Raw genomic sequence first — 14,497 nt, forward strand, 5'->3', positions numbered from 1 at the left:
CACGGACAGTTCTCTCCACCGGCGGCCCGTTCACTCGAACAGGTCGCATTCGGGACGGTGAGCCCGTCGACCGTGTATCTGTGGTGCGACGGAGCGTCCCTGTTCTGTGGGGGAGGACCGGTCATGGACGATGTGGCTCGGCGGCGTGCGAAGCACGCGAGGCGGTTCGACATGTTCGACGCCAACGGCGACGGGGTGGTCCGGCAGCGGGACTTCGCGGGTGTCGCGGAGCGGCTGGTGCGGCGGTTCCGGCTGCCCGCGGACTCGATCGGCGCGGAGCGGATCAGGGCCGCCTACGAGATGTCGTGGCTGTCGCTGCTGGCGACCTGCGGCGGCGACGGCCGGGTGACGCGGGCGCGGTTCCTGGCCGCGCTCGCCACCACCGACCTCGCGTGCCGGATCGGCGAGGCGGACGCCGTCGCGATCCGGGAGTGCGGCGCGGTGGCGGACGGCGTGGTCGACATCGAGCACGTCGCGGAGGTCATCGTCGTGCTCGGCGCGCACCCCGGCGACGCGCCGGTGATCAGGGAGGCGCTGAAGCCGGACGGCACGCTGGTCCCGCTGGCCACCGTGCTGCGCCTGGTGTCGGGCTACCTGGTGGACGACGGCCCGTCCGGGCTGTACGGGCGCTGACGCGGCCGTCAGCGGAGCCGGGCGAGCTTGTCCGGGTTGGTGACCGAGTAGACGCCCGCGACGCCCTCGGGCGACACGTCCAGCACCAGGACGGCGAGCGGGTGGCCGCCCGCGAGCAGCACCACCGCCGGGTCGCCGTTGACGCGGCGGAACCGCAGGTCGGCGTCGGGCGGCACACCGCGCGAGACGGCCACCAGCAGGCGGGCGACGTCCTCGCGGCCGTGCACGGGGAGCGGGCTGGTCGCGGGGCCCTTGCCGCCGCCGTCCGTCCGCAGCGTCACGTCCGGCGCGAGGACCCGCAGCAGCGCCGCCAGGTCGCCGCCGAGCGCGGCGGCGACGAACCGCTCCGTGACCTCGCGCTGCGTCCGCGGGTCGACCCGGTAGCGCGGGCGGCGGGCGTGGACGTGCTCGCGGGCGCGGTGCGCGAGCTGCCGCACGGCGGCCGGGGTGCGGCCCAGCACGTCGGCGATCTCGGCGAGCGCGTAGCCGAACACCTCGTGCAGCACGAACACCGCCCGCTCCGCCGGTGAGAGCGTTTCCAGCACCACCAGCAGCGCCATCGACGGGTCGGTTGGCTCGGTGTCGACCACCGGCTCGGGCAGCCACTGGCCGACGTAGGTCTCCTTGCGCCGGTTGACCGCCTCGCGGCGGGCCAGCGCGTGGTTGACCGCGACGCGCACGAGGTAGGCGCGGGGGTTCTCGATGGTCGACTCGTCGCGCGGCGCCCAGGACAGCCACGTCTCCTGGAGGACGTCCTCGGTGTCGGCGACGGTGCCGAGGATGTTGTAGGCGATCGAGAACAGCAGCTCGCGGTGCGCGACGAAGGTCCGGGTGTCGGCCATGCCCATGAGAGCGGTCCGGCGGGTCGGATCGTGACACCGTGTGAGCCGGGCCTCACCCCGTCACGATCGGGGGCGGGCCACGCCTCTTGGTTGCGTCCGACCGGAAGCGATCCAGGAGGTAGTGGGATGCGGACCCTGATCCGTGGTGTGCGGGTGTTCGACGGCGTCACGACGGCGGCGTGCGCGGACGTGGTGATCGACGGCGACCGGATCGCCGTCGACCCGATCGTCCGCGCCGGTGCCGGCGGTGACGCGACCGGTCCGAGCGGTCCCGGCGTCGGAGGTCCCGGTGGTGCGGCCGGTGGCGCGGTCGGCGGGGCCGGTGGCGCGGCCGGCCCCGACGCGGCCGACCTGCGCGCGTCGTGCGACGTGGTGGTCGACGGGACCGGGCGGACCCTGCTGCCGGGGCTGGTCGACGCGCACACCCACGTGTTCGACGGCAGCCTCGCGCGGGCGCTGGAGTTCGGGGTGACCACGGAGCTCGACATGTTCTGCCTGCCGGGCAACCTGGCCCGCCAGCGGGAGCTGGCCGCGACGCACGACGGCGTGGCGGACCTGCGCAGCGCGGGTGTGCTGGCGACCGCGCCGGGCGGCCACCCCAGCCAGCTCATGCCGGCGTTGGCGGAGTCCGACGCGGTCGGCCCGTTCGACACCGTCGCCGGCGTCGGCGACGTGCGGCGGTTCGTCGAGGCGCGGGTGGCGGAGGGCGTCGACTACCTGAAGGTCGTGGTCGACTCCGGGGCGGTGCACGGCACGTCGCTCCCGGTGCTCGCGCCGGAGGTGGTGGCCGCCCTGGTCGAGGTCGGCCACGAGCACGGGCTCGCGGTGATCGCCCACGCCATCACCGCGGCCGAGGTCGGCATCGCCCTGGACGCCGGGGTCGACGGCCTGGCGCACGTCTGGTGCGACGCCACCCCGGACGGCCTGGCGGAGCGCGTCGCGGCGCAGGGCGTGTTCGTGGTCGGCACGCTGGCCTACTTCGAGGCGATCACGGGCGGCGCGCGGACGGCCGACCACGCGGTGGCGGGCAGCCTGGACGGGGCGATGGCCGCCACGCGGGCCCTGCTGCGCGCCGGCGCGCCGATCCTGGCGGGCACCGACGCGACGCCGTTCGTGCCGGGGCACGGCGACGGGATGCACCGCGAGCTGGAGCTGCTGGTGCGGGCGGGCCTCACGGCGCGGCAGGCGCTGGCGGCGGCGACGAGCGCGCCCGCGCGGCACTTCGGCCTGACCGACCGCGGCCGGATCGCGTCCGGGCTGCGGGCGGACCTCGTGCTGGTCGAGGGCGACCCGACCCGCGACATCACGACCACCGCGGCGATCGTCGACGTCTGGCGGCGCGGCGTGCGCCAGGTGCGCTGACCGCCCGGTCGCGTGCGGGGTCAGCCGACGCGCAGGCCCAGGGCGAGGGCGATGGCCTGTGCCGGCTCGATCCGGGCGACGGTCAGCGTGACGGTGGTCGGGTCGATGCCGGGCAGGTCGGCCTGCGTGAAGTCCGCGCCGTGCAGCCACGCGTCGGTCAGGTCGACGTGCGAGAAGACGCCCCGGAACACGCACCCGGTGGACGTCGAGCCCTGGTTCAGGAGGTCGGCCATGTCGACGTCGACGAACGCCGTCCGCTCGTAGCGCCCGCCGGTGATCTCGTTCACGGCCCAGTCCCGGTCGTGCACGGTGGTGTCGGTGGGCGGGGTGGGTGCGCCTCGTCCGCGCTCGGCCATCGCAGGACTATCGCAAGCACCGCGCCGCGGCCCGCGCCGGGCCCTCGGTTCCGCGCGGCCGCGCGTGCCGTGCGGGACGGGTGACGCGGCCCCGGCCCGGCCGCGTCACCCGCGCGGGGCCAGCGCACCCGCCACGAACAGCACGCCGATCAGCGTCACGACCAGCCCGACGGCGAACACGTAGTGGCGCGCGGTGGCCCGGCCCGGCATCCGCCGCAGGGCCAGCGTCACCGCCACCAGGGCCGTGACGGCGATCGGGGCGAGCGCCCGCCACGCGCGGTCGAACGAGTCCAGCGGCAGGAACGAGTCCGCGCCGTAGAACGAGAGGATCAGCGCGGGCAGGCCGAGCCCGGCGGCGGCGCCGGCGGCGACCATGTTGAACCGCTGCTGCGCCTCGCCGTCCTGCGCCACGGCGAACGTCGACATGCTGGTGAGCAGCGTGTGCAGGCGGGCCGCCTCCTCGGCCAGCTCGGTCTCCATCGCCTCGCAGTGCCGCAGCGCGGCGCGGTGGGTGTCGCGGAGGCCGGTGCGGTGGGCGTCCGGGGGATCGGTGCGGTGGTCGCCGGCGCGGTCGCGGTTGCGGTGGTAGGTGTCGGTGTCCCACAGCCAGATCCACAGGCCGTTCCGCACCGCGTCGCGCGCGTGGTCGCGGGCGCGGCCGGTGGCGATGGACAGTTCGATGATCTCGGCCAGCAGGGGGCGCAGCGCGGCGCTGCGGCGCTGCGCCAGCAGGTCGGCGATCTGCCGTTCGAGCCCGTAGCGGATGCCGCGCAGCCGGGCCAGTTCCGCGCGGGACGCCTCGGCGAACGCCTTCGCCGCCGTCACCGCGACCGACCGCGCGTCACCCGTGACCCGGTGCGCCGGCCCGGCGAGCGACCCGATCAGCGCGTCGGCGCCGTGCCGCTCGTCCTCCTGGTGCCAGCCGCCCCGTTCCCGCCAGCCCGCCTGCACGATCAGCGTGACGGTGGCGTCGCCGTCCGCACCGACGGCGACCTCGACCGTCCCGACGACGACGCGGCGGTCACCCCGCGCGCCGAGGACGCGGAGGTAGGGCGCGGCCAGCAGGGCGACGACACCGAGGGAGTCGAAGGAGTCGCGGTCCGGCTGGTGCTCGACGCCGGTGGTGACGGTGGCGCGGAAGCCGTGGTCCGGTCGCGGTGGCGTGCCCGCGAGCAGGAGGTGACGGCGGTCGGGCTGCATGGCGCGCATCCTATGTCGATCATGGCCGCGGGCGGCCGGGAACGACCGGGGAACCGGCGCGGGGCGGTGGATCGGGGTCGGTGCGGGCCGTCAGCCCACCACGACCTCCGCCCAGGTCGGCGCGTGGCGCTCGATGTGCTCGACGTCGCGCAGGTACAGGTCGGCGTGGCCGTCCGCGAGGTGGCGGGCGAAGTCCGGGTCGCCGTCGGCGGCGCGGGCGCGCATGAAGTCGACCAGGGCCAGCAGCCGGGGACCGAGGGTGTCGACCACGTCCTGCCGTTCGCCGCGCGAGCGCCCGTAGGCGTCGAGGAACAGCCGGGCGCGCCTGGCCTGTTCGGCGACCGGTGGTGAGTCCACTGTGGACATAGGGGCGAACCGGTACAGGGCGTGGGCGAGGTCCCAGCGGCGCGGTCCGGGGTGGGCGGCGTCGAAGTCGAACACGCCGGTCGTCTCGCCCCGCTGGAAGACGCAGTTGTACGGCGCGAAATCGCCGTGGCACACGACCTCCACCGGTTCCACGGCGGGCGGCCACCACCGGTGCCCGGTCTTGTCCGGCAGGTCGGCGGTGGCGTCGTGCACGCGGCGCAGCAGCCGCGCCGCGCTGACCAGCGCGCTGTCCCGCCGCGCCTGTTCCGGCACCGGGTACGCGCCGACCTCGCCGGGGAGGAAGTCCAGGACCTCGCGGCCCTGCTCGTCCACGCCGTGCCAGCGGGGGACGCCGCGGACCTGCGCGGCGGCGAGGTGGCCCAGCAGCCACTGCACCGCCTCGCTCCAGTCGCGCACCGGTCGCCGCACGGTGCGCCCGATCCGCACCACGGTGGTGGTGCCGCCGGAGAACCGCTCCCCGTCCATGTGGGCGACGCTAACGGATCGACGTGGCGCGGCGAACCGAATTTGCCGCCACCGGCCGGGCTCGGAGTGCCGCGCGTCCCGGTCGACCCCGGTCCGCGGTCGGTGCGCGGTGGCCGGCCGCGCGGACCAGTGCCCGCGCGACCGGCCGTCCCGACCGCTGAACGCTCAGGCGCGTTCGGCGGCGGCCTTGAGGTGGCGCAGCCACGCCGCGAGCGAGGCGTCCAGCGCCGCGCGCATGGCCGCCACGTCCGCCCGCACGGGCTCGCCGTCCCACGACTCCTCCGTCGTCACGACGACCGGGGAGTCACCCTCGAACGTCCACACGTGCACGCCGTCGATCCCGTGCGCGGGACCGCCCCACACCGTGCGGTGCCCGTCGGCCTCCGCCACGGTCGACGTGATGGCCAGCCCGTGGGTCCGCCACCGGAACACCGCGCCGGGCTCGAAGGGGCCGTCCAGCACCGCCGACGTGATCTCGGGCTGCCACGCGGGCCACCCCTTGACGTCCGTGTGGAGGGCCCACACGTCGGCCAGCGACGCGTCGATCGTGGTGCTGTGGCGGGCGATGACCGGGGCGTTGCGATCGATGTCCATGTGTCACACCAGTTCCGTGTCGGCGATCCACGAACCGTGGATGCCCGAGGGGACGCGGCGGGGCAGTTCCACCACCGCGACGGGGTCGCGCCGGACGTCGGTCGCGTCGAGCACGAGCAGTTCGGACGTGTCGCGGGCGAGGTCGCTCACGACGGTCAGCAGGTAGCCCTCGTCCTCGCCGTCGCCCGCGGGCACGAAGACCGCCTCGCCCGGCATCCGGCGCTCGCCCATCGGCGCGAGCTGCCGCGACCCGGTCGCGGTGTCGTACTTGACGATCGAGTACCCGGAGTGGCCGCCGCCGGGGAACGCGACCGCGTAGGTGTACCGGGTCGGGCGGCCCAGCAGGTCCTCGTTGACGGTCGGGAACTCGGTCGTGAGCCCGTCCAGGACTTCCTCCCGGACCACGCCCGCGGTGAGGTCGAACGTCCAGCGGTGGCTGACCGCGCCGGTGAGCGGGTCGGGGCCGTGGCCGGGCGCGCCGACCCACCACTTCCACGACGTCTCCCACGCCGCGCGGTCGTAGCGCGGGCCCTCCACCACGACGCGGCCCCGCGCGTCCTCGTAGGCGTTGGCGACGTGCAGCAGCGCGCCGGGCTCGACGTCGAACCACGTCACCCGCGGCGCCCCGACGCGCGGCATCACGCCGATGCGCGGCGCGTAGGCGTCGCTCCAGCGGTACGGGATGCCGGACTGCTCCGCCTTGTCGAACACCACCGGGAGGTCCAGCCACACCACGTGGTTCTCGGTGATCCCGAAGTCGTGCATCAGCGACGGCCCCGCGCCGTCCACGACCTCGACGCGGTTGATCTCGCCCGCGGGCGAGGACACGTAGTAGACCAGGTGCGGCGGGAACGGCGAGTAGGCGAAGAAGTGCAGGTCCCCGGTGACCGGGTCCTCCTTGGGGTGCGCGGTCATGGCGGTGGTGAGCTTGCCGCCGAAGTCGAACGCGCCGACGGTGTCCAGCTCCGGTGTCAGCTCGTAGGGCAGGTTCGCCTCCTGGAGCGCGAGGATGCGCCCGCCGTGCTCGATCACGTGCGTGCCGGCGACGCTGGCCCGCAGGTCGTGCGAGGTGTCGCCGTCCAGGGCGGGCGTGCGCACCCACCGGTTGCGGTACCACTCGGCGCGGCCGTCGGCCAGGCGCAGGCCGTGCACCATGCCGCTGCCCTTGAACCAGTGGCTGGGCGTGACGCCGGGCTTGGGGTTGTGGCCGTTGCGCAGGTAGCGGCCGCGCAGCTCGGGCGGCAGCGTGCCGCGCACGGTCAGCCCGGTCGCGGTGGTCTCGTCCGGGACGGGGGTGTAGTGGCCTTCGAGGTAGGGCTTGGTCATCGTGCTGCTCCTTCGATGGTGAGGACGGCCGCGACGGCGGCCAGCGCGGCCGTCGCGGTGAACGCGGCGGCGAAACCGGTGGTGGACGCGACCAGCGCGGCCAACCCGATCGCGCCGCCGACCTGGCGGCTGGTGTTGACCAGGCCGCCCGCCACGCCGGCGTCCGTCGCGGGCACGCGGGTGGCGTCGACGGTGAGGTGGACGAACGCGACACCGAGCCCGGCTCCGGCGAGCACGGGTGGGCCGAGGACGTCGAACGGGAACACCGGGCCGGTCGCGAACCACGCCGTCCCGGCGGCCAGCGCGGCGAGGGCGATCGGCAGGGCGGCGCGCGGCAGGCGCGGCGCGAGTGCCGAGCCGAGCGCGGTGGCCCCGGCCAGCGGCAGTTGGGCCAGCCCGGCGACGAGCGGCGGGTAGCCCAGCACCTGCTGCTGGTAGAGGGGGAGGAAGTAGAACAGGCCCACCCACACCGCGCCGAGCACGGCCATCGCCGCGTTCGCGCGGGCGGTCGCGCCGAGGGTGCGCAGCAGCGGCTGCCCGCGCCGGCGCACGACGAAGGCCGCCAGCAGGATCGCGCCCGCCACGAGTGGTGGCACCGGCGCCGACGCGGTCAGGCCCGCCGTGAGGGCGACGAGGCCGCCGGTCACCAGCAGCGCGCCGGTGACGTCCAGCCGTCCGCCGGTCGGGGTGTCGCGGGGGACGAGCGCGCGGGCGGCGGCCAGCGCGGCGGTCGCGACGGGCACGGTGATCAGGAAGATCGCCTGCCAGCCGAGCGTGCCGGCGAGCAGCCCGCCCAGCAGCGCGCCCGCCGCGCCGCCCACGCCGGAGACGGCGCCCCAGGCGCCGAGCCGGGTCGGGTGGTGCCGCAGGACGAGGGCGAGGGCGGCGGGCGCGAGCAGGGCCGCGCCGACGCCCTGCACGGCCCGCGCGGTGACGAGGACCGGGGCGGTCCAGGCGAGGCCGGCGGCCAGCGAGCCGACGGCGAACGCGGCGAGACCGGCCACCAGGACGCGCCGCGCGCCCAGGGCGTCGGTCAGTTGGCCGCCGAGCAGCAGCAGCGCGCCGAACGCGAGGCCGTAACCGTTGACCACCCACGACAGACCGGTGTCGGTCAGGCCCAGGCCGGCGCGGATCGAGGGCAGGGCGACGTTGACGATCGAGGTGTTCAGGACGACCAGGAACTGGGCCGTCGCGAGGACGGCGAAGGCTTTCCCGGTGCTGGGCACGAGCCCTCCCTTCATCATGACTGGTCAATCACTCACTCTCGGGTCCGAAAGAATGGCCCGCGCACGGCGGACCGGTGGTGCTCGGTGGTCGGTGGTTCTCGGTGGTGCTCGGTGGCCGGTCGTGCTCGGTGGTCGGCCGTGGTCAGTAGTGGCGGATGCCCGCGGAGAGGATGCGGGCCCAGGGCGCGTCCACGTCGGCCGCGTCCACCGCGACCACCAGGTGGCACAGCATGCCGCGCGCGAAGAACTCCTGGACCTGCGCCTCGGTCGCGCCGGACACGCCGCGCACGTACTCGACGGTCCGGGCGTACCCGCGTTGCAGCACCTCCCGCACGGCGGGCTCCGAGATCGCCGCGCACTGGGCGTGCATCTGCACCAGCAGCAGGGCGTTCTCCTCGGCGATCAGCCGCGCGTAGACCTCGGCCATCGCGTGCAGCACGGTCTCGGGCGCACTGCCGCGCGCCTGCGCCACGCCGTCGGCCAGGCTCTCCCGGATGCGGTCGAAGCACCGCTCCACGACGGCCACGAACAGGGCCTCCTTGTCGGGGAACAGCCGGTAGACGTACGCCTGGGAGATGCCCGCGGCCTTGGCCACCTCGCCGGTGGTGGTGCCGTAGTAGCCCTTGGTCCCGAACGCGCCGAGCGCGGTGCGCAGCACGGTCTCGCGGCGTTCGTCGGCGGTGGAGAGTCGGCGCTCGGGGCTCGGCATGGGACTAATCAACCACTCACACTTCGGGATGTCAACTCCGCGATCGATCGCGCCCGCCACCCCGGCCACCACGAGCCACCGATGACGCGCCACTCACGCTCGTCCCGCGCCGCCGACAGGCCGGTCGCCCGCGCCGCCCGGCCGACCATGCCGCCGCCCGTCCGCCCGCGCTGCCGCTTGGCCGCGCCGCCCACCGCGACCCCGCCGCTACCTTGGGCCCCATGCTGCTGACGTCGGCGACGATCGCGGCCGGTGTCGTCTACCTCGTCGCAGGTGTGCTCAGCCGCTGGGCGCAGCCGCAACGGCGAGCTGATGGTCGTCGTCGAACCGGCGGCCCTGCCGTGGTTCCTCATCGCGTACGCCGTCGTCAACGCCGCCGGCGGCGTCGTGTGCGGCCGGGCCTGGTTCGAGCACGCGGACGGGTTCGAGGTGTACTCGACGCTGCTGGGCACGCTGTCGCCGGTGCGGGGCGCACTACTTCTCCCTGCTGGTCGTGGAGGGCCGGCGGGCCGTCGGCCTGCTGCTCGGCGTCGTGGCGGCGCACGACCGGACCCTGCGGCTGCTGCCCCGGCAGCAGCACCTCACCGGCCAGGTGCCCCTGCTGGTGCTCATGGTGGGCTATACCGCAGGCGGCCTGGCGCTGCTCTTCGCGGGCTGAACGCACCCGGCGGTGTGTCGCTACTCCTCGCACACCACGGGGTGCAGCGGTGTCGCCCGAGAGGGGGGTCGAAACCGCACTCAGGCGGACGAGTCGCGCCTCGCATCCGCCGATCGTGGTCCTCCTTCACCTGACGGATTGGTGTTCCGTCGCACACGGATGAACAACCTTGTTGTGGCTACAGCGCTCTCATTACCTTGGGAAATGCGATCAATTCGCGGATCTGTGGAATTTTCTCCCCTGTTTGTGAGAGGACCGCATGAACATTTACGCCACAGGTCTGCTGTGGGTGGGCGGCGCGACCCTGATCGCCGCCGTGCTCGCGTACGTCATCCGCCGGTACGGCGGCCAGGAGGGGCGTGCGGCCAACAACGAGGCAGCGGGGCAGGTGTTCACGATCGTGGGCGGCCTCAACGCGGTCCTGGTGGCGTTCGTGCTGATCGCGCTGTTCGACCAGGTGGGCAAGGCGGGCGACTCGGCCTACCAGGAGGCGGACGGCCTGGTGGCGGCGACCTGGGCGGCCGACGCGCTGTCGCGGGAGGCGGGCGGCGAGGTGCGCGAGCTGTCCCGCGCCTACGCGACCACCGTGATCAACGACGAGTGGCCGGGCATGGCGGCGGGTGAGGACGTCGTGTCCGACGGCTGGGGGCAGCTCGACCGCATCCGCCAGGTGGTGGCCGCCGCGCCGGCCGACGACGAGTGGCAGGTCAGCCGCAAGACCGAGGCCGCGAACCAGCTCTGGCGGGTCTACCAGGCCCGGCAGGCGCGCCTCGACGCCGCCGGCGGCAGCGTCAGCGCGGTGGTGTGGTTCGTGCTGGTGCTCGGGTCGGTGCTGACGGTCGGCCTGTCCCTGCTGTTCGGCGGTCCGCTCGTGCGCACGCAGGTCATCATCGTCGCCACGCTGGCCGCGACGATCACCCTGCTGCTGTACGCGACCTACCAGTTGCAGAACCCGTACGGCGGCGGCGCGGAACTCGGGCCGGACGCCTTCCGATCGGCCGTCGAGCGGTTCGGATGATCCTCGAGGCGCTCGCGCTGGCGGCCTGCTCGACCATCCAGGTCGAGGCGGGCGGCCACGAGCCGTCGACGGTGTACCTGGTCGACCTGTCCACCGGCGCGGCGCGTCCGCTGGGCACGCTCGACGTGCGGCTCAACGCGATCGGCTACTCGGCGCCGCAGGGCCGCGCGTACGGCATCGACGCCGAGGGCCGGGTCGCGGCGCTCGACCGCGAGGGCAGGCAGGTGGACGTGCCGTCCCGGCCCTCGCCCGTGCTCCGGCACGCCACCGCGGGCGCGGTGGTGGACGAGCGGCTGGTCGTGCGGGTCGGCCACGCGCTGCTGTCGGTGGACGTCGACCCGGACAGCGACCGGTACCTCCAGGTGGTGCACGAGACGTGGCTGCGGTCGCCGCTGGCGCTGACCGTGGACGACTTCGACGTCAACCCGGCCGACGGGCTGCTGTACGGCGTGGCGACGTCCCCCTTCGGGCACGCGCGGGTGGTGACGCTGGACCCGGTCGACGGCCACGTGCGCGAGGTGCCCGCGGCGGGTCGGCTGCCGGGTGGGTCGGCGTACGGCGCGGTGGTGTTCGGGCGGGACGGCGCGCTCTACGCGACGAGCAACCGGGACGAGGGGCGGAGCAGGCTGCACCGGGTCGCGCTGGACGGGTCGGGTGCGGTGGCGGAGATCGTGGCGCGGCCGGCGGTGCAGACCCTCGACGCGGGCGGCTGCCTGACGGTGCCGGACCCGCCCACGACGACCACGACACCTACGCCTACGCCGACACCGACTCCTACGCCGACGCCGACTCCTACGCCCACACCTACGCCCACGCCTACGCCGACACCGACGCCCACACCGACACCGACGCCCACACCGACACCGACGCCCACGCCTCCGACGACGCGCACCGAGACCACGCTGCCGCCGACCACGACCACCGCGCCGCCCACACTCGTCCCGCCGACGACGCGCACCTCGCCGCCGGGCGTCCCGCTGGTCCCGGTCGTCCCGCCGGGGCCGCCCCTCCTCCCGCCGGAGCCACCGCTCCCGGTGCCGGACGGGGCCACGCCGCCCGAGGAGCCGCCCGCCGAGGAGTCCCCCGCCGAGGAGCCACCGGCCGAGGAATCACCGGCCGAGACGCCGCCCGCGACCGAGAAGACCCGGCTGCGGCTGCCCGAGCCGCGCGCCGAGCAGGTCACCGACCTCCAGTTGAACGTCCGCGACCAGCGCCGCTGGGGCCTGGTGGCGATCATCCTCATCCTGGCGGCGGGCGCACTGGCCCGCCAGGCCGCGCGCCGGCGCTGACGATCGGGTGGACCGCGACGCCGCACTCGTCGTGCCGTGGTGAGCTTCTTCGGCCGCCATCCAGCGCATGCCTGCCCCCCAGGTCCACGAGCGTCCACCGCAGCGCGCCGGTGTCGATCGAAAGTGCGACCTCCCGTGGCACCAACGGCCGACTCGGCGCGGTGGTGACGGGCCCTAGGTTCGTCCGGGGCTTTCACCGGAGGGGGACATGGGCGGTCGGATCACGGCCTTGGACGTGCTGCGCGGAGTGGCGATCCTGGGCACGCTGGGCACGAACATCTGGATCTTCACCGACCCGGCGGGGCCGGCCGGCTTCCTCGCCGGCGCGTCGGGGGCGGGCGAGGCGCTGCTGAGGATGGTCAGCAACGGCAAGTTCCTCGCGCTGCTGTCGATCATGTTCGGCATCGGGTTGGCGTTGCAGCACGACTCGGCGGTCCGGCGCGGGCAGCGCTGGCCCGGCTGGTACCTGTGGCGGTCGGCGCTGCTGCTGTTCGAGGGGATGCTGCACTTCACGCTCATCTTCGAGTTCGACGTGCTGATGTTCTACGCGCTGGTGTCGGTGCTGGTGGCGTTCCTCGTGGGGCGCGGCAGCCGGGTCGTGTGGGCGTGGCTGGCCGGCGCGGCGGTGGTGCACGTGGCGTTCGTGGCGCTGCTGACGGTGGGTCTGCTCGCGGGCGCCGCGTCGATCGACGGCGGCGGACTGGTGATCGACACGTCGAGCTGGCTCGCGCACGCCCGCTCGCGGCTGGACAACGTCGTGGCGCTGCGGGCCGAGGCGGTGTTCGTCCTGCCGCTGAGCACGGTGCTGTTCCTGGCGGGGGCGCGGCTGCTGCGGGCGGGCGCGTTGGAGGACTCCGAACGGGGGCGGCGCGTCCAGCGCCGGCTCATGGCGTGGGGCCTGGGGCTGGGGCTGCCGCTGAACGTGCTGACGACGCTGGCGGGCGGTGCGTGGTTCGCCGTCGACCGCTACCTGTGCGCTCCGCTGGTGGCGTTCGGGCTGCTCGGGGGGATCACCGCCCTGGTGCACCGGATGCGGGAGTCGGCGGGACCGCTGCGGCGTGGCGTGACGGCGGTCGGGCGGTCGGCGCTGACCTGCTACATCGCGCAGAACCTCATCGCGTCGGTGCTGTGCTACCGCTGGGGTTTCGACCTGGTGGGCCGGTTCGGGCACCTGGGCGTGCTGTTCACGGTCGCGATGTGGCTGGTGGTGTCGTCGCTGCTGGTGGTGGGCGCGTCGTGGTGGATGAACCGCTTCCGACGCGGACCGGTGGAGGCCGTGTGGCACTGGGCCTACGTGGCGCCGCAGCGTTGGATTGGCCCTCCTGCTGTGTTGGATGTGCCCTCCTCTCGTCGGGCGGGCTCGGCCGCCGATTAGTCGGCGGCTCGCGGGGCGGGTTTCGCCGATCGAAGAGCGTGATCGGCGAAACCCGCGCCACGAACCACCGACGCGGCTGTGTTGGATGTGCCCTCCTCCCGTCGGGCGGCTCGGCCGCCTGGGAGTCGGCGGCTCGCGGGGCGTTTCTCGCCGATCGAAAAGCGTGATCGACAAGAAACGCGCCACGAACCACCGACGCGGCCGAGCGGGCCGTGGGGGAGCAGGAGCGGGGAGCGGGCAGGAGGGGGAGGGGAGTAAGGAGGGGAGGGGAGTAGGAGGGGGAGGGGAGTAGGAGGGAGTGGGCGGGCGGGTGGAACGCTGTGCGACGAGGTGTTCCGCCCGGACGGAGGATGGCCGCGAGTCCTCGTTCCGGTGGAAAGTCGCCTGGTGCTCTCCAACGTGTTCCCTGCGTCGCCCAAAGGCCACCGCGACCCCCGGCTCGTCGCCCGCAAGATGACGCTCCTCCAGGCCCCGCACATGAAGCCGCTCACCGAGTTCGCCCGGCGCATCGCCGACGAGCGCAAGGTGGACGTCCCGCTGTTCGACCCGGCCAGCGGTGGTGTCAACGCGAAGGTCCTGCTGCTGCTGGAGTCGCCCGGACCCGCGTCGGCCAAGTCGGCCTCCGGCCTGATCTCACTCGACAACGACGACCAGACGGCCGTGAACGGCTTCACCGCGTTGAAGGAGGCCGGCCTGTCCCGGCAGGCGTGCCTGAACTGGAACATCGTCCCCTGGTACCTCAAGGGCCACTCGCCGACGCCGGCCGAGCTGCGCGCCGCCGTGCCCTATCTGGTGGAGCTGCTGCGCATCCTCAAGGACCTGAAGGCGGTCGTCGTCCTCGGCACGCCCGCCGGCACCGGCTGGAACCTGTCCGGCCGCGGCTACGGCCTCAAGGTGTTCAACGCGCCCCACCCGTCACCGCAGTCGATCAACCGCGACCGGGCCACGCGGTGGCCGCAACTGGTGGAGGCGTTCCGCCAGGCGGCGGCGGCCATCGCCTGAGGTCGCCGCCCCACGGACAGGACGTGACCTGCATCGGGGCGGGAACGGCTCGTCG

General features: G+C 74.4%; 16 protein-coding genes. 7 read left to right on the forward strand and 9 right to left on the reverse strand.

Translation table 11 applies throughout. The features are described from left to right. Positions 1-123: 123 nt before the first annotated feature. The gene (locus C8E97_RS12305) at positions 124-633 is read left to right on the forward strand and encodes an EF-hand domain-containing protein (protein ID WP_121004790.1); all 510 of its coding nucleotides are present in this window, start codon (positions 124-126) and stop codon (positions 631-633) included. A gap of 8 nt (positions 634-641) precedes the next feature. Here the strand turns inward: C8E97_RS12305 and sigJ are convergent, their stop codons facing one another. Next, a complete protein-coding gene (gene sigJ, locus C8E97_RS12310; RefSeq protein ID WP_211346985.1) occupies positions 642-1,475 on the reverse strand; it encodes an RNA polymerase sigma factor SigJ in 834 nt (277 codons plus the stop codon). A gap of 126 nt (positions 1,476-1,601) precedes the next feature. Between sigJ and C8E97_RS12315 the strand changes: the two genes are divergently transcribed. Continuing rightward, positions 1,602-2,837, forward strand: a complete 1,236-nt coding sequence (locus C8E97_RS12315) for an amidohydrolase family protein (RefSeq protein ID WP_121004796.1) — start codon at positions 1,602-1,604, stop codon at positions 2,835-2,837. A gap of 20 nt (positions 2,838-2,857) precedes the next feature. Here C8E97_RS12315 and C8E97_RS12320 read toward each other — a convergent pair whose 3' ends face one another. The 8 genes from C8E97_RS12320 to C8E97_RS35250 form a co-directional block, all read right to left on the reverse strand. Further along, complete coding sequence (locus C8E97_RS12320) at positions 2,858-3,193, reverse strand: pentapeptide repeat-containing protein (protein ID WP_121004799.1); 336 nt, start codon at positions 3,191-3,193, stop codon at positions 2,858-2,860. Between the two features lie 105 nt (positions 3,194-3,298). After that, entirely contained in the window at positions 3,299-4,393 is a 1,095-nt protein-coding gene (locus tag C8E97_RS12325) for a hypothetical protein (RefSeq protein ID WP_147455085.1), read from the reverse strand. Between the two features lie 90 nt (positions 4,394-4,483). After that, on the reverse strand, positions 4,484-5,245 hold the full coding sequence (locus C8E97_RS12330) for a phosphotransferase enzyme family protein (protein ID WP_121004807.1): 762 nt from the start codon (positions 5,243-5,245) through the stop codon (positions 4,484-4,486). A gap of 165 nt (positions 5,246-5,410) precedes the next feature. Next, complete coding sequence (locus tag C8E97_RS12335; protein ID WP_121004810.1) at positions 5,411-5,839, reverse strand: SRPBCC family protein; 429 nt, start codon at positions 5,837-5,839, stop codon at positions 5,411-5,413. A 3-nt stretch (positions 5,840-5,842) separates the two neighbouring features. Further along, positions 5,843-7,165 carry a carotenoid oxygenase family protein gene (locus C8E97_RS12340; protein ID WP_121004813.1) on the reverse strand — a complete coding sequence of 441 codons (1,323 nt, stop codon included), beginning with the start codon at positions 7,163-7,165 and terminating at the stop codon, positions 5,843-5,845. After that, positions 7,162-8,391 (reverse strand): MFS transporter, encoded by a 1,230-nt coding sequence (locus C8E97_RS12345; RefSeq protein ID WP_211346986.1) that lies wholly within the window; start codon positions 8,389-8,391, stop codon positions 7,162-7,164. Before C8E97_RS12345 ends, C8E97_RS12340 begins: the two co-directional genes overlap by 4 nt. A 142-nt stretch (positions 8,392-8,533) precedes the next feature. Beyond that, the gene (locus tag C8E97_RS12350; protein WP_121004819.1) at positions 8,534-9,100 is read right to left on the reverse strand and encodes a TetR/AcrR family transcriptional regulator; all 567 of its coding nucleotides are present in this window, start codon (positions 9,098-9,100) and stop codon (positions 8,534-8,536) included. Positions 9,101-9,108: 8 nt separating this feature from the next. Then, on the reverse strand, positions 9,109-9,552 hold the full coding sequence (locus C8E97_RS35250) for a hypothetical protein (protein WP_211346988.1): 444 nt from the start codon (positions 9,550-9,552) through the stop codon (positions 9,109-9,111). Between the two features lie 41 nt (positions 9,553-9,593). Between C8E97_RS35250 and C8E97_RS35255 the strand changes: the two genes are divergently transcribed. From C8E97_RS35255 to C8E97_RS12385, 5 genes are all read left to right on the forward strand, one after another. Further along, positions 9,594-9,758 (forward strand): hypothetical protein, encoded by a 165-nt coding sequence (locus tag C8E97_RS35255; protein ID WP_211346989.1) that lies wholly within the window; start codon positions 9,594-9,596, stop codon positions 9,756-9,758. Between the two features lie 259 nt (positions 9,759-10,017). Further along, positions 10,018-10,776, forward strand: a complete 759-nt coding sequence (locus C8E97_RS12360) for a bestrophin-like domain (protein WP_121004822.1) — start codon at positions 10,018-10,020, stop codon at positions 10,774-10,776. Continuing rightward, positions 10,773-12,065 carry an NHL repeat-containing protein gene (locus C8E97_RS34465; RefSeq protein WP_170211533.1) on the forward strand — a complete coding sequence of 431 codons (1,293 nt, stop codon included), beginning with the start codon at positions 10,773-10,775 and terminating at the stop codon, positions 12,063-12,065. Before C8E97_RS12360 ends, C8E97_RS34465 begins: the two co-directional genes overlap by 4 nt. A 208-nt stretch (positions 12,066-12,273) precedes the next feature. Further along, positions 12,274-13,440, forward strand: coding sequence for a DUF418 domain-containing protein (locus tag C8E97_RS12380; RefSeq protein WP_121004831.1), 1,167 nt, complete (start codon positions 12,274-12,276; stop codon positions 13,438-13,440). 387 nt (positions 13,441-13,827) lie between these two features. Then, complete coding sequence (locus C8E97_RS12385) at positions 13,828-14,442, forward strand: uracil-DNA glycosylase (RefSeq protein ID WP_121004834.1); 615 nt, start codon at positions 13,828-13,830, stop codon at positions 14,440-14,442. Positions 14,443-14,497: the final 55 nt, after the last annotated feature.

The sequence above is a fragment of the Saccharothrix australiensis genome (assembly GCF_003634935.1).
Lineage (GTDB): Bacteria > Actinomycetota > Actinomycetes > Mycobacteriales > Pseudonocardiaceae > Actinosynnema > Actinosynnema australiense.